Genomic DNA, 17,735 nt, shown 5'->3' with positions numbered 1-17,735 from the left:
GCCAGGCGCTCGACGCGGCTTGACGGACGCTTCCGCGCTTCCGTACGGTCGACCTTCGAGCACCGGTCGAGAATTGTCGCAAGATTCCTCTATCGCGGCTCTGAAAGCGACATAAGCGAATTCGTCCCCACTTCCCGGGAGCCATCATGCCCGCGACACCCTCTCCTCGCGAGATCTTCGCCAAGGTCCAGCAGAGCATCCAGAACGGCGGCCGCGGCGAGGTCGCCGACTTCTACGCCGAGGACGCCGAAGTCGAGCACGTCTTCGGCGTCGGGCAGAGCAAGTGGAAGGGCCGTGAACAGCTGCGGGCGTTCTTCGACCGCCGGGTCACGGACCGGATAAAACTCAAGGCGCACAACACTTTCGTGCATGAGACGACCGATCCCGAGGTGATCGTCGCCGAATGGGATTACGACCTGCTCGACACCGAGACCGGGATGACCATCCGGCTGCCGAACCTGGTCGTCATGCGCGTCCGCGACGGTCTGATCGTCTCGTCCCGCGACTACCACAACCACCTGGCCCTTGCCGCGGCGAACGGGAAGCTCACCGAACTGGTCGCGATGGTCGAGAAGACCACCGCGGCCTGAGGGGCGGGCAACCGTGGACACAGACGTGGTGATCGCCGGCGGTGGGCCGGTGGGGCTGATGCTCGCCTGCGAACTCAGGCTGTACGGCGTCGGAACGGTCGTGCTCGAACGGCTACCGGAACCCACACGGCAGTCCAGGGCGCTGTCACTCCACGTCCGGACAGCGCAGACCCTGGACCGGCGTGGCCTGCTGGACCGCTTCCTGGCCGCGCAACGGGAAGTGCTGGGCATCGGCCCGAACGGCAGGCGGACCGGTTCGCATTTCGCCGGGATCCCCGGGATCGATTTCGCCCTGCTGGACACCGATGTACCGCACCTGGCCTTCATGCCGCAGACCGTCACCGAGCGCCTGCTCACCGAACGGGCCGCGGAGCTCGGCGTCGTCCTGCACCGCGGTCAGGAGGTCACCGGGTTCACCCGGACCGAAGACGGGGTGATCGTCCATTCCACCGGCGCCAGGGCACGCACCTTGCGGGCGCGGTACCTGGTCGGCTGTGACGGCGGCGCCAGCACGGTGCGGAAGCTGGCCGGGATCGGGTTCCCCGGCACCCCGGCGACGGTGGCCGGGATGACCGGCGAGCTGGTTCTGGGCGACCCCGAACACGCACCGAAGGGCTGGCGGCGTACCCGGCGCGGCTGGACGCTGATGCTCCCCTACCCGAAGTCCGCCTTCACCCGGGTCGTGACCCTCGACTTCGCCGGGCCCGAAACCGGCGGGGCGGCCGAACCGACGCTCCGCGACCTGGAGCGAAAAGTCGAGGACATTCTCGGCCACCCGGTGCCGATGGCCGAGCCGACCTGGATCTCCCGGTTCAGCGACGCCTCCAGGATCGCCGACGACTACATCTCGGACCGGGTGCTGCTGGCGGGCGACGCCGCGCACATCCATTTCCCCGCCGGAGGGCCCGGCCTCAACATCGGCCTGCAGGACGCGGTGAACCTCGGCTGGAAACTCGCCACGGTGATCGGCGGCCACGCCACCGGCGAGTTGCTCACCACCTACCCCGCCGAGCGGCGTCCCGTCGCCGAGGCCGTCCTGCGCACCACGCGGGCACAGCTCGCCTTGATGCGGACGGACGAGGGAACCGATCCGCTCCGCGAGGTGTTCGCCGAGCTGATGGAACTCGACGAGGTCAGGCTGCACATGACCGAGCTCTCCAGCGGGTACCGGGTCCGGTACGAGTTCCCGGACGCGACCTCACCGCTCGTCGGCCGGTTCGCCCCGGACGTCCGGCTCCTCACCGAGGCCGGTTCGCGGCGGCTCGCAGAGCTGCTCCACACCGGCCGCGCGGTTCTCCTGCAGTTGGGCAACCCCCACCGGTACGGCGAGTACGCCGCCGGCTGGGCGGATCGGGTCGACGTCGTCACAGCCGAACCGGAAGAGCACGACCGTGTGCTCGCGGATGTCGAAGCGCTGCTGATCCGGCCCGACGGCTACACCGCGTGGGCGGCCACCACCGGCGATCACCACGGCACACCGGCCGGACTCGACCGCGCCCTGCGCGGCTGGTTCGGCGTTCCCACCGCGCGTTCGACGGCCCGGAAGGAGCCGGCATGACCACCTTCACCCAACGCTCTCTCGTCGAGACACTCCAGGCGTACAAGCGGACCAGTCTTCTCAAGGCGGCGCTCGAACTCGCGGTTTTCGACGCTGTCGCCGACGGGCCTGCCGACGCGCGTTCGATCGCGAAGTCCCTCGGCACCGACGAACGGCGGACCGGCATCCTGCTCGGCGCTCTGGCCGCGACCGGTCTCCTCGAATGCGAAGGTGACGAGTTCGTCCTGCCCGAAGGGGGCGAACTGCTGGTGAGCACCAGCCCCACGTTCCGAGGAGGAGCCGTGAAACTCCTCGTCAGTGACGCGGAATGGGACGCGATGCGTGATCTCGCGACGCTGACGCGGACGGGTGGGCCGCCGTTGGCCACCAACCCCGGCTTCGCCTACTGGCAGGACTTCGCCGCGCAGGCCACGTTCGTCACGAAGAGCACCATCGACGTCGTCCTCGACGCCCTGGCACCTTGGGTCATGGACCGCGCCGCACCGCGTTTGCTCGACGCCGGCTGCGGTCACGCGTTGTTCGGGCTGTTGTTCACCGAACGGTTCGCCCACGCCAGGATGACCGGGATCGACTGGGCGGACGTACTCCCCGCCGCGCGGGCACAGGCGGAGAAGCTCGATGTCGCCGATCGTGCGGAGTTCCTGCCCGGTGACGCGTTCACCGCGCCACTCGGCGGGCCTTACGACGTCGTCGTGGCGGCCAACCTCCTTCCGTTGTTCTCCCCGGAACGCTGCGCGGAGCTGCTGCGCCGGTTCGCCGCGGTCCTCGCGCCCGGTGGGCGGCTGGTGCTGACGGGATTCGTGACCGGCGAACGGCCGCCGTCGGAAGAGGCAGAAGCACATCTGCTGTCGCTGCTGATGCTGGCCTGGACCACCGGCGGCGAGGCACATTCGGTCGCGACCTACCGGGAATTACTCGCCACCACCGGGTTCGGCCAACCCGAGGTCCTGCCGGTCGGCTCTCTCCCGGTCCGGGTCCTTGTCGCCACCCAGCAGACATCCGTTGCCAGCGAAGGGATCGGCTGATGGAGTACACCTCAGTGGGCAAGAGCGGCCTGATGGTGAGCAGGCTCGCCTACGGCAACGCGCTCACGCACGGCGAACAAGTGGACGAACGGGTGTCCTTCGCCTGTGTTCACGCGGCCCTCGACGCCGGTATCACCACTTTCGACACCGCGGACGCCTACGCCGCGGGCCGGGCCGAGGAGATCCTCGGCCGGGCGCTCGGCCGGAACCGGCGTGACGATCTGGTGCTGTGCACCAAGGTCGGCCGGTCCAAAAGGGACGATCCGAATGCGGGTCGCTTGTCCCGCAAACACATCTCCGAATCGCTGCACGGCTCACTCCGGCGGCTGAACACCGACCACATCGACCTCTACCAGGCACATCGATTCGACCCGGACACACCGCTTGAGGAGACCATGCGCGCCTTCGCGGACCTCGTGACGGCGGGAAAGGTGCTCTACGTCGGGGTCTCCGAGTGGCCGGCGGAGGAGATCAAGGCAGCCGCCGCCCTCGCCCGCGAGCTCGGTGTTCCGCTGATCTCCAATCAGCCCCAGTACTCGCTGCTGTGGCGCGTGATCGAGGCGGAGGTGATCCCTGCCTGCACGGAACTGGGCATCGGCCAGCTGGTGTGGTCGCCACTGGCCGGCGGTGTGCTGACGGGGAAATACGCGCCGGGAACCCCGGCCCCCCAGGACAGCAGGGCCGCCCGGTCACCGATCGGCGCCCAGTCGATCAACCGCTGGAACTACCTCGACGACGCCGTGCTCACCGCGGTCCGCAGTCTCGCACCTCTGGCCTCCGAAGCGGGGCTCACCCTGCCGCGACTGGCGATCGCGTGGGTGCTGAAGAACCCGGCCGTGTCGTGTGCCCTCCTGGGCGCGACCAGGCCGGAGCAGCTGACGGACAACGTCGGGGCCCTGTCGGTGAAGCTCGACGACGACCTTCTGAAGCTCATCGACGAGGTGGTGGAACCGGTCGTCCGGCGAGATCCCGTCCTGACCAGGGACCCGCTCGGGCCGGCCTCGCGGCTTCGCTGAGGACAGAGGAGAAGGCCGGTGTTCACCGAAAAGGAGATCGCTTACCTGCGCTCCCAGCGCCTCGGCAGGCTCGCCACCGTCGGCGAGAACGGCGAGCCGCACAACGTTCCGGTCGGCGTCCACTACAACGCCGCACTCGGGACGATCGACATCGGCGGGCTCGGCATGGGGGCCAGCCGGAAATACCGCGACGTGCGGCGCAACGCGCTGGTCGCGTTCGTGGTCGACGACGTGGATCCGATCGACCCGTGGACCCCGCGGGGCATCGAGATCCGCGGCACCGCCGAAGCACTCGCCCACGGCGGCAAGCGGTTCAACGACGTCGTCGCCGACGAGATGATCCGGATCACCCCACACCGGATCGTCTCGTGGGGCATCGAGGCCCCTTGGCAAGACGGTACCCACGCGCGGGGCATCCGCCCCGCGTCGCCGACCCCGATCGCGGGGAGAAGTGAGGAGAAATGACCGAGCTGATCCATGAAGTCCACGTGCCTGCCCCGGCGGGCGACCTGTTCGACCTTCTCGCCGCCCAGGAGCAGAACCATCTGTACTACCCGACGCATCTGTTCGCCGAGACCGTCGGACAGGAGGGTGGCGACGATCTGATCGACCGCTGGGTCATCGACGGCGACCAGGTCAAATCGTGGCGGGTACGGCGCTCGCTCGATCGCGAGGGGCGGAAGATCTCCTACGCGCACGTCGATCCGGCGGCGCCGATCCGGTCCATGGTCGCCGAATGGACGTTCCTACCCGACGGTGAAGACGGAACGCTGGTCCGCACCCGTCACGGCTTCGAGATCGCCGACGACGACGCCACGGCCGTCAAGAAGGTGTCCGAGCACATGGATCGCAACGTTCCCGAAGTGCTCGAGCACTTCCGCTGGCTCGCGGCGAACATCGCGACACTGCGGGACCGGACCTTCACCGCGGACCGCACCGCACGGGTGAAGGCCACGATCGACGAGGTGTACGAGTACCTCCTCGGCGAGACCGCCGACGAGTCGAAGTACGCGCGGGTGCTCAAGGCGCCGAACCGCATCCTGCACAAATGGCGGGCCGGACTGCCCGGTGACTTGTATTCGCTCACCGGCGAATACCGGCTCACCGAGCACGGCTCCGAGGTCGAGGTCCTGGTCGGCAACACCATCGTGCTTCCGGTGGACCTTGACCCCGGCCTCGTGGAGAAGACCGGCAGGAAGGTCGCCGGCAAGTCGGAGAAGAACCTGCAGGAGATCGTCGCGCGTTTCGCCGCCAAGGCCTGACTCGCCGCTTCGTGTTCCGCGAGAGGACTCAGGAGAACCATGGATCTGGAACAGGCCAAACCGGACGCCTACCGGCCACTGATGCCGCAAGAACGTGCCGAACACATCTGGGAGCTGCACAAATCCCTGGTCGACCGGGGCAGCGCGGCGGCCGAATGTGAGCAGACCTTCTCGTTTCTCGGCTTGGATCTGGTGGTCCCGCCACAGGTCCTGGGTATCGGGCCGGTCTCCTACTTGCTCGGTGAGGCGATTCTCGCCGAAGTCCAGGAAGGCGACCGAGTACTGGACATGGGCACCGGCTGCGGGGTCAACGGCATTCTCGCGGCGAGCAAGGCGTCGCGGGTCCTCGCCGTCGACATCAACCCGCATTCGCTGGCGGCCGCCCGGGACAACGCCGACCGGAACGGTGTGGGAGACCGGGTCGAGGTGCGCCACAGCGACATCTTCGACGATGTCGACGGCGTGTTCGATCTGATCATCTTCAACCCGCCGTTCCGCTGGTTCGCCGCACGGAACGTGTTCGAATCCGCCACCACGGACGAGAACTACGCCGCGTTGACGAGGTTCGTGCGCCAGGCTCGCGCGCACCTCAGTGACAAGGGGCGGATGCTGATCTTCTTCGGCACCGCCGGCGACCTGGACTACCTACGGAAACTCACCGACGAAGAGGGGTTCCGGAGAGACACGGTGTCCCAGCACAGCAGGTATGTCGCCGGGATGCAGGTGGACTTCTTCACCTATCGTCTGTCCTGAGTGGACCCAGCCTGACGGGCGGATGCCGGTATCGACGACGGAGGATCGGGGACGTCAGCGTCCCCGATCCTCCGTTGATGAACCCCAGGTCGGCCACGGATCTCTGACAGACCCCGAGCGGGGAAGATTCCGGACGTTGAACGTCCGGAATCTTCCCCGCTCATTCACGTCGGCCCCAGGTTGCCGAAGACCGACGGTCAGTTGTCCCCTTCTTCCCGGCGGCCCACCACCACGGTGCTGGTGCCACGCGGGAATCGCTGTGCGGCCACATAGGTCAGTCCGGCCTTCTCCATCCATTCGCGACACTCGGCCACGGTGTAGTCCGAACCGCCGGTGGTGTTGAGCGCGACGTTCAGGCTGCCGATGAAACAGTGCAGATCGGGATTCTCCTCGTCCAGCATCTGGTCGTAGACCATCACCACCCCGCCGGGACGGACCGCCTGACGGGCCCGCTGCAACAGTTCCAGACGCTGCGGTACCGGCCAGTCGTGCAACACGTGACCGAAGATCATCACGTCGCTCTCGGGCAGCGGATCGGTGAAGGCGTCGCCCGCGTGATAGCGGACCTTGTCCGTCAGCCCGAGTTCCGTGATCAGTTCCCGGAAGTACGGTTCGACGGCGGGAAGCTCGAAGACCGTTCCCGTCAGATGCGGATGCGCGGTGACCAGGTGGGAGGCCAGCCTCCCTCGCGATCCCCCGACGTCCACGAAGGACTTGTACGCCGACCAGTCCACGAAGGCCGCCAGCTGGGGGCCGACGAGTGAGATGTTCGCGTCGATGTGGTCGAGCAGTCCCTTGGTCTTCACCGGGTCGGTGTAGAGCGCCTCGAAAAGGTCCGGATCTTCGACACCGGCCTTCTGCTCGCCGTCGCGCAACGCTTCGGTGAGCTTGGCCCACCCTGGGAAGTGCCGTTTACTGGCCGCCTTCACCCGGCCCCCGAGGTAGAGTGACCCGCCGGGCACCAGATGGTCCGCTGTCACCTTGGTGTTGGCGTAGCGCTCACCTTTCCGTTCCAGCAGACCGAGCGCGACCAGCGCGGTCAGGAAATCGCGCGTCAGCCTCGGATGCAGTTCGAGCCGGGCCCGGATCTCCGGTTCGGCCGCCGGGCCGTCGGCGAGCAGTTCGAACAGGCCGATCTCGACCGCGCTGTGCAGCAGCTTCGACTGTGCGAAACCGTGATTGAGCCGGAAGATCGACACCGCGTCGGTCACCCGGTCACCGTTCATCGTCATGACATTCCCTTTCCTTGTCTCGCTGTTCGAGGAAATCCGAGAGCTCGCCGATCGCTTCGGGCCATCCATGCGCGGCAGGTGGCAGCAACGGGATCACCGGGATCCGGCGACCCCGGACGAGCGGATGCCGCCGGGCCAGCATCGAGAGGGTGTTGCCCGGCCCGGATTCGACGATCACATCCGTTCCCGCGCCGAGCAGGGCGTCGAGAGCGCGGTCGAACAGGACAGGCTCGGCGATCTGCCGCGCCCAGAACCCCGGTGTGAGAGCCTGGCCGGGCTGGAGCAGTTCGCCGGTCTTCGCCGACCAGATCGGAATCCGGGGCGCCCTCAGTGGCACCGCCGAGATCCCCTTCTCGAAGACCTCGGCCGCGTCCGCGAGGGCCGGACTGTGGAACGGTTGCAGGGCCCCGACGCGTCGGCAGCCGATCCCCGCCTTCCTCAGCGACTCCTCCACGACACGCAAGGCGGGTTCGGACCCAGACAGCACCGTCTGGCCCGGTGCGTTGACGGCCCCGATCACCGGGTCGGTCTCCCTCACCCACCCGGCGAGCCGCTCCGGCTTCGCCGCGACGGCCAGCAGACCGCCGGCGGCGGCACCGCGGAGCGCCGCCGACCTTGCCCGCATGATCACCGCCGCGCTTGGCAGGTCGAAGACGCCTGCCAGCGCGGCGGCGGCCAGTTCACCCACGCTGTGCCCGAGCAGCGCCGAAACCCGATGTCCGCGGTCGAGCAACGTGCGGCCGACCGCGTAGCCGATGGCGAACAGCAGGGGCTGGGCGCGGGACGCGTCGTCGATCGGGACGGCCGGGCGGATGGCCAGCCAGTCGGCGCGTAACAAGGCGCCGTCGGCGCCGAGTTCGGTGAAGAACTCGTCCATCACGGCGGTGAAGACAGGCTCGGTACCGTAAAGCTCCGTCGCCATCCCCGGCTGCTGCGCGCCCTGCCCTGGCAGGAGCAGGGCGATCCGGGTCACGCCGGGACAATCGTCTCGATCAGGTGCAGGTACGAGTTGACCGGTCGGACGCCGGCGACACTCAGCCCGGCTTCACGGACCAGACCGAGCAGTCCCTCCTTCGTATGCTTCTTGCCGCCGACGTTGAGTAACAGCAACAGATCCATCGCGGTGGTGAACCGTGGTTCCGGGCTTTCGTCGACGAGATTCTCGATGATCACCACCCGCGCGCCGGGGCGGGCGGCGGCCGCGGCGTTGCGCAGCGCGAGCACCGTGCTCTCGTCACTCCATTCGAGAATGTTCTTGAACAGGTACAGATCGGCTTCGACAGGGATTGATTCGAGGCAGTCGCCCGGTACCAGCCGGGCGCGCTCGCTCAGCGTGCCGCCCTCCGCGAGTCGCGGATCCGCGCCCGCGACCACGCCCGGCAGGTCGAACAGCACACCACGCAGTCCGGGATGCCGCTCCAGCAAGGTGGCCAGTACCTGTCCCTGCCCGCCCGCGATGTCGGCGAGCACACCGACACCGCCGACGTCGAGCACGTCGGCGACCGCCACGTTCGACAGCCTGCTCGACTGCGTCATCGCCCGATCGAACACCGCCGCGGACTCGGGTGCCTCGGCGTGGAGATGGGCGAAGAAGTCCTTCCCGTGCAGCGTGGGGAACACGCTGCGGCCGGTGCGGATCGCCTCGTCGAGCCGGGGCCACAGTTCCCACGTCCACGGTTCGGTCGCCCACAGGGCGTTGTACTTCACCCCCCGTGGCGCGTCCTCGCGCAGCAGCCTCGACGTCTCGGTGTGGACGAACCTGCCGTTGTCCTCGGCGAAGATCTCGTGGCTGGTCAAGGCCCGGAGCAGCCGCCGCAACGCGCCGGGGTCGGCACGTACCGCCGTCGCGAGTTCCTCAGCGGTGGCCGGAGTGTCGCCGAGCGCGTCCGGCAGGCCGAGGCGGATGGCGGCCCGGATCGCCGCCGCGCACGCGGCGCTGTGCGCGAGCTCCCGCATCCGGCTCACCGCGGGCGGCAGTGTGGGTACCGTGCTGGTCATGGGCTTCCCTTCTCCTCCGGAACGGGGGGCTCAGCTCGCGGCGACCGCCTCGGTGCGCTTGACCAGTTCGAACGGCGCCGCGTCGGCCTTGGCGAGCCCCAGTACCCGCTTGACCGGACCGCGGAAGCCTTCGCCACTGATCGCGGCCTTGTGCGCGGCGGCGTCCTCCCACACCGCGGTCTCCACGTAGACCTTGGCGTCGGTGGCCGAGCGGTACAGGTGATAGGACCGGAAACCCGGCTGTGCGGCCATGTACTCGGTGATCTCCTGCAGCACCTGCTCGAATTCTTCGCTGTCGCCGTTGACGGTGAAGCGGTTGATGAACGTGTACATTCTCTGCTCCTCTTCCTGGTGGGGGTTTCCGTTCCCGGCGCGGACCAGTCGCTCGCGCAGTTCGCGGCGAGCGACCTTCCCGGTCGGTGACCTCGGGATCTCGTCGACCAGCTCGACGTGACGGAGATGTTCGTAGTAGGGCAACCGGGTGGCGACATACTCGGCGACCTCGGCCACGTCGAGTCCTGGCGCGGCCGGGACGATCAGCCCGTACGCGACGGCGCCGCTGAGCTCGTCCGGATAGTCGACGACAGCGCAGTCGGCCACACCGGGATGGCGGAGCAATACGCGCTCGATCTCGGTCGGCGAGACCAGCCAGTTGTCGCATTTGAAGACGTCCTTGATGCGGTCGACGACGAAAAGCCTGCCGCTGTCGTCGTGACGGCCGATGTCGCCGGTGGCGAACCAACCGTCCGCGTCGACGTCCGCCCCGTCGGCGCGCCCGAGGTAACCGGCCATCACCTGCGGACCGCGTACCTGGACTTCGCCGCGCTCCCCCGGCGGGAGCACGGTCCGGCCGCCGACCTCGACGATCCGGCATTCGGTCCCGGCCACCGGCAGGCCCGACGAACCGACGGTCGGCGCGTCGAGGTCGTCGAAGTGGGTGGACGGCGACGTCTCCTGCAGGCCGTAGCCCTGCGCCACCGCGACACCGAACTGTCCCACGAGCGCGCGGGTGGTGGCGGGCGGCAACGCCGAGCCGCCGCAGAGAAAGGCCCGCAGGCTCGGCACCCGCAACCCCGCCAGCCGGGGATCCTTGGCCAGCCGGGACATCCGCACCGGGAGGCTGTAGAAGTGGGTGGCCCCGAACCGGTCCGCAGCGCCGATCGCCTCGACCTCGTCGTCACGCGGCCAGAGCACGAGGGTGCCCGCGGCGGCGACGCTGATCGTCGCGTGCATCAGGTGGAACGTCGGCAGGAAGTCGAAGAGCACGGACGAGCCGTCGAGGCGGTGCGCGGCGGCGGTCTGTGCCGCATTCACCAGTAGATTGCGGTGGGAGAGCCGGACGGCCTTCGGCGGTCCGGTGGTCCCGCTGGTGAACTGCAGGCAGGCCGTGTCCTCCGGCGCGGCGGTGGGGGTGGGGGCCGGACGCGCCGACGAGTCGAGCAGATCCTCCACAGTGGACAATTCGAGACCGGGGTCCCGCCGGGTGAGGATGATCGTCCGCAGGTCCGGAAGTGCCCCAAGGAAAGGTAAGAGCCGCCGGTACACCTCGGGCGGAATGACCGCGACCCGAGCCCCGCACAGCCTCAGGACATGGGAGAGCCCTTCCCCTCGCAGCAGGGGATTCACCAGGGCCGGCACGGTGGCCCCCCGCACCGCGCCGAAGAACGTCACCGGGAACACCGGATCGAGAACCGCGGCCAGCGCCACGACGCCGCCAGGCCCGGCCAGCTCACGCAACGCCGCTGCGCAGGAAGACACCCGCCCGTCCAGCCGGCGGTAGGTCAGGTCGAGTCCCGGCGCCCGCACGGCCCACCGGTCCGGTACGCGGGCGGCCGCGGTCCGCAGCAGGTCGTCGATCCTCGGCCCGCCGATCAGGGACTCGATCGACGCCAGCGGGGCACCCACCGCCACCAGCCCGGACGTTTCCTGCCGCACCGTCGACACGGTCACTTCTCCGGCAGGTCGTCGCGGCGGACACGGCGGTGCCGGACGCGCAGCTCGCCGTCGTCCCGCACGAGGACGTCCTCGCAGACACAGCTGAGCTCGACGGCCGCTACGCCGCCTTGGGGAATGGCGAGCACGGTCGCGTAGGTATGGGTGTGGATCGTGCCGTCCGGCTGCTCGGCGACCTGAAGCATGCCGAGCCAATGACGGCGGCGGACCCCTTGCTCGGCAAGCTTCCGGTGTGCGGTATGGGCACCTTCGACAATCGCCTTCCGACCTTCCTGTGGCTTCGGATGGGCGTTCGCGGTGAAGACGCCGTCCTCGGTGAAAGTGCCTGCCCAGTCGTCGATCTCACCTTCGTCGAGGTACCGCATCTGACGGCTGTAGAAGTGCTGGATCTCCACGTACAACGCAGTGGTCCCGGCGAGTCCCGCGGGTGGGGCGAACGACGACATGAGTGGTCCTCCTCGGAGCTCGGGTCTTCGACGGATCCGCCGGTGACGACGACCGTCGCACCGGCCGTTCGACCGCCGATAGAGCGCGCCGCGCTCGAATCCCGTTCTGCCCCGGATCGAACGAGGTCCGTCAGCCTCGGTTCGTCGTGGAGCGACAGCGGGAGAAGGGATGCCGATGCGTACAACGCCGAACGAACAGGTCGCGCTGGTCACCGGTGCCACGAGCGGGATCGGCCTGGCGATCGTCCGGCTGTTGGCCGGGCAGGGTCTGCGGGTCTTCCTCTGCGCGCGGACCGCCGAGAACGTCGCCTCGACGGTCAAACAGCTGGGTGAGGAAGGCCTGACCGTCGACGGGATCGAGGGAGACGTACGTGACCGCGCGGCCGTCCACCGGGTCGTCGAAGCCGCGGTCTCGCGGTTCGGCCCCCTTGACGTGCTGGTGAACAACGCCGGCCGCAACGGTGGCGGGGTCACCGCACAGATCACCGACGAACTGTGGAACGACGTCGTCGCGACGAATCTGACGAGCGTCTTCACCGTCACCCGCGAAGCATTGACCACCGGCGGGCTGGCCGAGTCCGCCCGAGGCCGCATCATCACCATCGCCTCGACCGGGGGGAAACAAGGCGTCCCACTCGGCGCGCCGTATTCCGCGGCGAAGGGCGGTGTCATCGGCTTCTCGAAGGCGTTGGCCAAGGAGCTGGCGCCGAGCGGGATCACCGTCAACGCGGTATGCCCCGGCTACGTGGAGACCCCGATGGCGGTACGGGTCCGGCAGGCCTACGCCAAAACCTGGCGGGTCAGCGAAGAAGAAGTGCTCGCGACGTTCAACGCCAAGATCCCGCTCGGGCGCTACGCCACCCCCGACGAGGTGGCCGGCATGGTCGGCTACCTGGTCACCGACGCCGCCGCTTCCGTCACCGCACAGGCGATCAACGTCTGCGGCGGCCTCGGCAGCTACTGAATCTTTCCAGCGAACAGGAAGGACGGCCAGTGCCGACCCTCATCGGATGTCACCGCACCCAGCACCGGATCGACATCGACGCGCCGCCCGACGTCGTCTACCGGATCATCACCGATGCCACGACCTGGCCACAGCATTTCGCCCCGACCATCCATGTGGAACGGTCGCGAGTGGACCGCGCCAGCGAACGGCTGCACATCTGGGCCATCGCCAACGAAGCGGTGAAGAGCTGGACGTCGATCCGTCACCTGAATCCGGACGCCCGCCGGATCCGGTTCCGGCAGGAGGTCTCCAGCCCACCGGTGGCGAACATGGGCGGCGAGTGGCAGGTGTTGCCCCGCGACGGCGGCGGGACGCTCCTGGTGCTCGACCACGACTTCGACGCGATCGACGACGATCCCGACGCGGTCGCCTGGATCACCGAAGCCACGAACTCCAACAGTGAAAAGGAACTGGCGAACATCCGCGCCTTGGCAGAGCACTGGGAACGGGCCAACGAGCTGTTGTTCACCTTCGACGACGCGGTACTGGTGCGCGCGCCGCTGGACGTCGTCTACGACTTCCTCTACGCCGCGTCCGAATGGCCGGACCGGCTGCCCCACGTGGCCCGGCTCGATCTGGTCGAGGACGTCCGGAACGTCCAGCGGATGGCCATGGACACCCGCACCAAGGACGGCAGCACGCACACCACCGAGTCGATCCGGATCTGCTTCCCCGGCGAACGGATCGTGTACAAGCAGCTGGTCACGCCTTCGCTGATGACCACGCACACCGGGGAGTGGCGGTTCGAGCGAAGCGGCCTCGGCGTCATCGTCACCTCGCGACACACGGTGATCCTCAACGAGAACACGATCAAACCGGTGCTGGGCGCCGACGCGACGGTCGCGACCGCGCGTGATTTCGTGCGTCGCGCGGCCGGGGGCAACAGCCGGGACACCTTGGCACTGGCCAAGAAGTTCGCCGAGGCGAGCCATGTCTGATCCCGAAGTTCTCGTCGCGGGCGCGGGCCCGGTGGGGCTGACCGTGGCGCTGGAACTCGTCCGCCGCGGGGTACGGGTGCGCGTGGTGGACAAGGCCACCGGACCGGCGACGTCGAGCCGGGCGCTCGCCACCCACCCGCGCACCTTGGAGATCTGCCACCAGATGGAGGTGCTCGGCGATCTGCTGCCGAGGGGCCAGCGGGTGCGGCATTTCACCATTCATCTGAAGGGACGACGGCTGATCGCCTTCGACGCCGACTACTCCCGGATGCCGACGCGGTTCCCGTTCAGCCTGATGGTCGATCAGGTCGTGGTCGAGCAGGTGCTTCGCGACACCTTGCGCCGACGCGGCGTCGAGGTCGAATGGGGTGTCGGGCTGACGGACTTCCACCAGGATCACACCGAAGTGACGGCCACGCTCCGCCAGGCGGACGGGCACACCGAGGAGATCGCGGTGCCCTGGCTGGTCGGCACCGACGGGGCACACAGCCTGGTACGCCGCACCCTGGGTATCCGCCTGCTCGGCGACTCGACGCAGACCTGGCTCAACGCCGACGTCGAACTGGACGTCGACCTGCCGAGAGACAGCAACCATCTGGTGCACCACGGCAAAGGGACCCTGCTGCTGGTTCCGTTTCCGGAGCCGGGCAAGTGGCGGGTGGTCGACACGGAGGATTCCGACCACGCCGGTGAACCGGAAGTGGTGCGGGCCAGGCTGGCGGACAAGCTTTCCCGTGCGCTCGGCCACGCCGTCGCGGTGCCGGAGCCCAGTTGGCTTTCGGTCTTCACCGTGCAGCAGAGGAAGGTCGAACGGATGCGGAGGGGACGCTGTTTCGTCGCGGGCGACGCCGCCCACGTGCACAGCCCCGCTTCGGGGCAGGGGATGAACACCGGAATCCAGGACGGGTACAACCTGGCATGGAAGCTCGCTGACGTCGTCCGGGGGTATGCGGACGAGAAGCTGCTCGACAGTTACGGCGCCGAGCGGGTCCCGATCGGCGAAAAGCTGCTGCGTTCGACGCGCACCGCAACCGCCTTGGTGGCCTTGCGCAACGCGCTCGCGCTGGTGTTCATGCCACCGGGGCTGGGCATGGTGAACGCGGTCAAACCACTGAAGGGCCGGCTGGAGCGCAAGCTGATCCAGGGCTTCTGCGGACTTACCCTGAGCTACCCGGACAGTCCGCTGAGCGAGCCGGACGCGGGAACCGGACGGTTCGTCCCCGGTGCGCGTGTGGCCTGCGACAGTGCCGAAGAGCGTGCTTCGGCAGGCTGGCGGGAGCTCTGCGCTGAACTGACCGATCCACGGTGGACCCTGCTGCTGTTCTGTGACGATCGGAGTGATCCCGTGCCGTCGGCGGTCAAGCGGTTCGAGGATGCGGTGTCGGTGCGGGTCGTTTCGGCCTCACCGCACGGCGAACGCTCGATCCCCGATCCCGGCGACATGGTGCGGCAGGCGTTCGCTCTGCCCGCGCGGAGCTACGCGCTCGTGCGCCCGGACGGCTACCTCGCCGCCAAAGGCGGCTATGAGGACGACGGCGTCCTGTTCGCCGTCCTGACCGCCCGGCACCTCATCCCAGCGGACCGCGACGCCGGGCTACCGGCCTGAGCACGAGGAGGCCGCCGTGCGGATCGTAGATCTCTCGTCCACAGTGGACGCCTCGGTGGAGTGGGAGGCGAACCCGGTCGAACACCGGGTCCTCTCCCCCGCCGAAGGCGCCGAGCACATGGCAAGGCAGATGCGGGAAAACTTCTCGATCGACTTCGACGTTTCGGTTCTTCCCGAAGGAGAATTGCTCTCCCTCGACACCTTCACGTTGACCTCGCACACCGGGACACATGTGGACGCGCCCTCCCATTACGGGTCCAAGGCCGACTACGGCGTCCCTCGCCACATCGATGAGATGCCACTGGACTGGTTCACCGGTCCGGGCATCGTCCTCGACCTCACCGGCGAGCCGGTCGGCGCGGCGGGCGCTGACCGGCTCCGCGCCGCGTTCGACCGGATCGGCACCACCCCCGCCCCCGGCGACATCGTGTTGCTGCACACCGGTGCCGACCGGCTTGCCGGTACGGAGAAGTACTTCACCGACTTCACCGGGCTCGCCGCCGCGGCCACGAACCTGCTGCTGGACCTCGGCGTACGGCTGATCGGTACCGACGCGTTCAGCCTGGACGCGCCGTTCGCCGACATGATCGAGCGTTATCGCCTCACTCAGGACCGCTCGGTGCTGTGGCCCGCCCATTTCGCGGGCCGCCGTCGCGAATATTGCCAGATCGAAAGGCTCGCCAACCTCGGCGCGCTCCCGCGGCCGACCGGGTTCACCGTCTGCTGTTTCCCGGTCAAGCTGGCCAGGGCCGGCGCCGGCTGGGCCCGCGCGGTGGCACTGCTGGACGAGAGCCAGGGCCCCGAGGAGCGACCATGAACCCGGATCGGCTCGACGTCTCTTCCGCCGTCCTCGATTCCTGCATCGGCGAGGACCGGTTCCGCTCGATCATGAGCGCGTTCCCCTCAGGGGTCACGGTGGTCACCACGCTGGACGAGCGGGGCGAGCCGCTCGGAGTGACCTGCAGCGCCACGTGCAGCGTCTCGCAGACCCCGCCGCTGCTGCTGGCCTGCCTGCACAGCGGCAGCCGTGTGCTGCGCGCGATCCTGGCCAGGCATCGGCTGATCGTCAATTTCCTGCGGGACAACAGGGAAGCGACATCCACCCGCTTCGCCACCCGGCACGACGATCGCTTCTCGTCGGTGACCTGGCGGCCGTCTCCCGAGTCGGGGCTTCCGTGGCTCGTCCAGGACACGATCGCCTACGCCGACTGCGCGCTCGTCGGTGCGGTCGAAGCGGGCGACCACACGGTCCTGCTCTGCGCCATCGTCGGCGGCCAAGCTCGTGAAGAGACGTTCGGACCGCTCATGTACTGGCGACGGCAGTATGGCCGCTGGCCGGTCGGCGAAGACGGTTCCGCCACCGCACTGACGATGGCCACCGAAGGCTGAGTATCGCCATCTATATCGTTATGGTCGGTATCGATATAGCGCTAGCGCGCTCTGCGCATCAGTCAGACACTTGCGTTCTGCGGGAAAGTTGCAGCTCAAGCGGCTTTATCCAGCAAATCGGGATGCTCGATAACTCAGACATGTGACCCACGTCACCTTGTATCGAGATAGTTAACGATATAACTTGACTGCATCAGGGCTTACGAAAGAGCTCGACCAGTCAGGTATGAGGAGACACGATGACTTCCCCCGACGCCGGCCAGAACGGGGACGAGGAGCGCCGGACCCGGCGGGAGACCACTTTCACCCGCGAGGAGTTGCTCGAGGCGCTCGAGAACAACGAACTTCATGGACGCGAACGGCGTCCCTTCGCCGAGGAAGACGACCCGCGAGAACGCCGCCGGGACGAGGACGACACCCGGCACGACACGCGCCGAACCGAAGACGATGGATCCCGCAGGCCGGCCGAACGTGGCGAAGCCGCCCGTCGCGGCGGCCGCAATTCGAACCGCGCCCGCCGCGGCGCGGTCCGGGCGGCTGCACTCGTACTGCTGACCGAGCGGGCGATGCACGGCTACGAACTCATGCAGGAACTGGCTGAGCGCACCAACGGTGCCTGGCGGCCCAGTCCCGGCGCCGTGTATCCGGCCCTTTCCCTGTTGCAGGAGGAAGGTCTGATCGTCGGCGAAGGCCGCACCGGACGGCGGGCGTTCACGCTCACCGAAGCCGGACGCCTGGAGGCGGAGAAGCTTTCCGCTGCCGGGGAAGTGCCCTGGGCCGACCTGATCGAGGACCGGGACACCGCGTCGAGCCGCCTGCAGGAGAACTACGAGCAGCTCGGCGAAGCCGTCGCTCAACTCGGCAGGGTCGGCACCCCCGGCCACAAGGCCACCGCCGCCACCCGGCTCACCGAACTCCGCCGCGAGATCTATCTGATGCTCGCCGGCGAATCCGCCTGAACTC

The 17,735-nt window shown here is 68.2% G+C and carries 18 protein-coding genes; 13 read left to right on the top strand and 5 right to left on the bottom strand.

All coding sequences use genetic code 11. The features are described 5' to 3' along the window. Window positions 1-146 precede the first annotated feature (146 nt). Genes ACZ5ZX_RS11750 through ACZ5ZX_RS11720 form a run of 7 tightly spaced genes read left to right on the top strand, consistent with a single transcriptional unit; the run spans window position 147 to window position 6,204 of the window. Window positions 147-590: a nuclear transport factor 2 family protein gene (locus ACZ5ZX_RS11750; RefSeq protein WP_465501953.1), complete on the top strand. Its 444-nt coding sequence runs from the start codon at window positions 147-149 to the stop codon at window positions 588-590. A gap of 13 nt (window positions 591-603) precedes the next feature. Next, a complete protein-coding gene (locus tag ACZ5ZX_RS11745; RefSeq protein ID WP_465501952.1) occupies window positions 604-2,148 on the top strand; it encodes an FAD-dependent monooxygenase in 1,545 nt (514 codons plus the stop codon). Further along, entirely contained in the window at window positions 2,145-3,173 is a 1,029-nt protein-coding gene (locus ACZ5ZX_RS11740; RefSeq protein WP_465501951.1) for a class I SAM-dependent methyltransferase, read from the top strand. The genes ACZ5ZX_RS11745 and ACZ5ZX_RS11740 overlap by 4 nt, the downstream gene beginning before the upstream one ends. Next, window positions 3,173-4,189, top strand: coding sequence for an aldo/keto reductase family protein (locus ACZ5ZX_RS11735; RefSeq protein WP_465501950.1), 1,017 nt, complete (start codon window positions 3,173-3,175; stop codon window positions 4,187-4,189). Before ACZ5ZX_RS11740 ends, ACZ5ZX_RS11735 begins: the two co-directional genes overlap by 1 nt. 18 nt (window positions 4,190-4,207) lie before the next feature. Continuing rightward, the gene (locus tag ACZ5ZX_RS11730; RefSeq protein WP_465501949.1) at window positions 4,208-4,654 is read left to right on the top strand and encodes a PPOX class F420-dependent oxidoreductase; all 447 of its coding nucleotides are present in this window, start codon (window positions 4,208-4,210) and stop codon (window positions 4,652-4,654) included. Further along, window positions 4,651-5,451: an aromatase/cyclase gene (locus ACZ5ZX_RS11725; RefSeq protein WP_465501948.1), complete on the top strand. Its 801-nt coding sequence runs from the start codon at window positions 4,651-4,653 to the stop codon at window positions 5,449-5,451. The genes ACZ5ZX_RS11730 and ACZ5ZX_RS11725 overlap by 4 nt, the downstream gene beginning before the upstream one ends. Window positions 5,452-5,490: 39 nt before the next feature. Further along, complete coding sequence (locus tag ACZ5ZX_RS11720) at window positions 5,491-6,204, top strand: methyltransferase (RefSeq protein WP_465501947.1); 714 nt, start codon at window positions 5,491-5,493, stop codon at window positions 6,202-6,204. A 197-nt stretch (window positions 6,205-6,401) separates the two neighbouring features. Here ACZ5ZX_RS11720 and ACZ5ZX_RS11715 read toward each other — a convergent pair whose 3' ends face one another. From ACZ5ZX_RS11715 to ACZ5ZX_RS11695, 5 genes are read right to left on the bottom strand one after another with little or no spacing between them, the layout of a single operon-like run. Then, complete coding sequence (locus tag ACZ5ZX_RS11715) at window positions 6,402-7,436, bottom strand: methyltransferase (protein ID WP_465501946.1); 1,035 nt, start codon at window positions 7,434-7,436, stop codon at window positions 6,402-6,404. Further along, window positions 7,420-8,409: an acyltransferase domain-containing protein gene (locus ACZ5ZX_RS11710; protein ID WP_465501945.1), complete on the bottom strand. Its 990-nt coding sequence runs from the start codon at window positions 8,407-8,409 to the stop codon at window positions 7,420-7,422. The genes ACZ5ZX_RS11715 and ACZ5ZX_RS11710 overlap by 17 nt, the downstream gene beginning before the upstream one ends. Next, on the bottom strand, window positions 8,406-9,434 hold the full coding sequence (locus ACZ5ZX_RS11705) for a methyltransferase (protein ID WP_465501944.1): 1,029 nt from the start codon (window positions 9,432-9,434) through the stop codon (window positions 8,406-8,408). The genes ACZ5ZX_RS11710 and ACZ5ZX_RS11705 overlap by 4 nt, the downstream gene beginning before the upstream one ends. Before the next feature lie 30 nt (window positions 9,435-9,464). Further along, window positions 9,465-11,369 carry an AMP-binding protein gene (locus ACZ5ZX_RS11700; protein ID WP_465501943.1) on the bottom strand — a complete coding sequence of 635 codons (1,905 nt, stop codon included), beginning with the start codon at window positions 11,367-11,369 and terminating at the stop codon, window positions 9,465-9,467. Between the two features lie 11 nt (window positions 11,370-11,380). Further along, a complete protein-coding gene (locus ACZ5ZX_RS11695; protein WP_465501942.1) occupies window positions 11,381-11,833 on the bottom strand; it encodes a nuclear transport factor 2 family protein in 453 nt (150 codons plus the stop codon). Window positions 11,834-12,002: 169 nt separating this feature from the next. On the opposite strand from ACZ5ZX_RS11695, the gene ACZ5ZX_RS11690 reads away from it, so the two are divergent. From ACZ5ZX_RS11690 to ACZ5ZX_RS11665, 6 genes are all read left to right on the top strand, one after another. Then, the gene (locus ACZ5ZX_RS11690; RefSeq protein WP_465501941.1) at window positions 12,003-12,797 is read left to right on the top strand and encodes an SDR family NAD(P)-dependent oxidoreductase; all 795 of its coding nucleotides are present in this window, start codon (window positions 12,003-12,005) and stop codon (window positions 12,795-12,797) included. A 29-nt stretch (window positions 12,798-12,826) separates the two neighbouring features. Next, the gene (locus ACZ5ZX_RS11685) at window positions 12,827-13,777 is read left to right on the top strand and encodes an aromatase/cyclase (protein WP_465501940.1); all 951 of its coding nucleotides are present in this window, start codon (window positions 12,827-12,829) and stop codon (window positions 13,775-13,777) included. Continuing rightward, window positions 13,770-15,383, top strand: coding sequence for an FAD-dependent oxidoreductase (locus tag ACZ5ZX_RS11680; RefSeq protein WP_465501939.1), 1,614 nt, complete (start codon window positions 13,770-13,772; stop codon window positions 15,381-15,383). The genes ACZ5ZX_RS11685 and ACZ5ZX_RS11680 overlap by 8 nt, the downstream gene beginning before the upstream one ends. 16 nt (window positions 15,384-15,399) lie before the next feature. Continuing rightward, on the top strand, window positions 15,400-16,200 hold the full coding sequence (locus ACZ5ZX_RS11675; protein ID WP_465501938.1) for a cyclase family protein: 801 nt from the start codon (window positions 15,400-15,402) through the stop codon (window positions 16,198-16,200). Beyond that, entirely contained in the window at window positions 16,197-16,772 is a 576-nt protein-coding gene (locus tag ACZ5ZX_RS11670; RefSeq protein ID WP_465501937.1) for a flavin reductase family protein, read from the top strand. Before ACZ5ZX_RS11675 ends, ACZ5ZX_RS11670 begins: the two co-directional genes overlap by 4 nt. A 239-nt stretch (window positions 16,773-17,011) precedes the next feature. Continuing rightward, complete coding sequence (locus tag ACZ5ZX_RS11665; RefSeq protein WP_465501936.1) at window positions 17,012-17,731, top strand: PadR family transcriptional regulator; 720 nt, start codon at window positions 17,012-17,014, stop codon at window positions 17,729-17,731. Window positions 17,732-17,735: the final 4 nt, after the last annotated feature.

It is taken from the genome of Amycolatopsis sp. NPDC033938 (genome assembly GCF_055575975.1).
This window is presented reverse-complemented; position numbering and strand designations above follow the sequence as displayed.

Bases quoted from the DNA above. Each gene is read 5' to 3' on its own strand.
- ACZ5ZX_RS11750 (WP_465501953.1), top strand. From the start codon at position 147: ATGCCCGCGACACCCTCTCCTCGCGAGATCTTCGCCAAGGTCCAGCAG.
- ACZ5ZX_RS11740 (WP_465501951.1), top strand. From the start codon at position 2,145: ATGACCACCTTCACCCAACGCTCTCTCGTCGAGACACTCCAGGCGTAC.
- ACZ5ZX_RS11735 (WP_465501950.1), top strand. From the start codon at position 3,173: ATGGAGTACACCTCAGTGGGCAAGAGCGGCCTGATGGTGAGCAGGCTC.
- ACZ5ZX_RS11725 (WP_465501948.1), top strand. From the start codon at position 4,651: ATGACCGAGCTGATCCATGAAGTCCACGTGCCTGCCCCGGCGGGCGAC.
- ACZ5ZX_RS11720 (WP_465501947.1), top strand. From the start codon at position 5,491: ATGGATCTGGAACAGGCCAAACCGGACGCCTACCGGCCACTGATGCCG.
- ACZ5ZX_RS11715 (WP_465501946.1), bottom strand. From the start codon at position 7,436: ATGACGATGAACGGTGACCGGGTGACCGACGCGGTGTCGATCTTCCGG.
- ACZ5ZX_RS11705 (WP_465501944.1), bottom strand. From the start codon at position 9,434: ATGACCAGCACGGTACCCACACTGCCGCCCGCGGTGAGCCGGATGCGG.
- ACZ5ZX_RS11695 (WP_465501942.1), bottom strand. From the start codon at position 11,833: ATGTCGTCGTTCGCCCCACCCGCGGGACTCGCCGGGACCACTGCGTTG.
- ACZ5ZX_RS11690 (WP_465501941.1), top strand. From the start codon at position 12,003: ATGCCGATGCGTACAACGCCGAACGAACAGGTCGCGCTGGTCACCGGT.
- ACZ5ZX_RS11680 (WP_465501939.1), top strand. From the start codon at position 13,770: ATGTCTGATCCCGAAGTTCTCGTCGCGGGCGCGGGCCCGGTGGGGCTG.
- ACZ5ZX_RS11670 (WP_465501937.1), top strand. From the start codon at position 16,197: ATGAACCCGGATCGGCTCGACGTCTCTTCCGCCGTCCTCGATTCCTGC.
- ACZ5ZX_RS11665 (WP_465501936.1), top strand. From the start codon at position 17,012: ATGACTTCCCCCGACGCCGGCCAGAACGGGGACGAGGAGCGCCGGACC.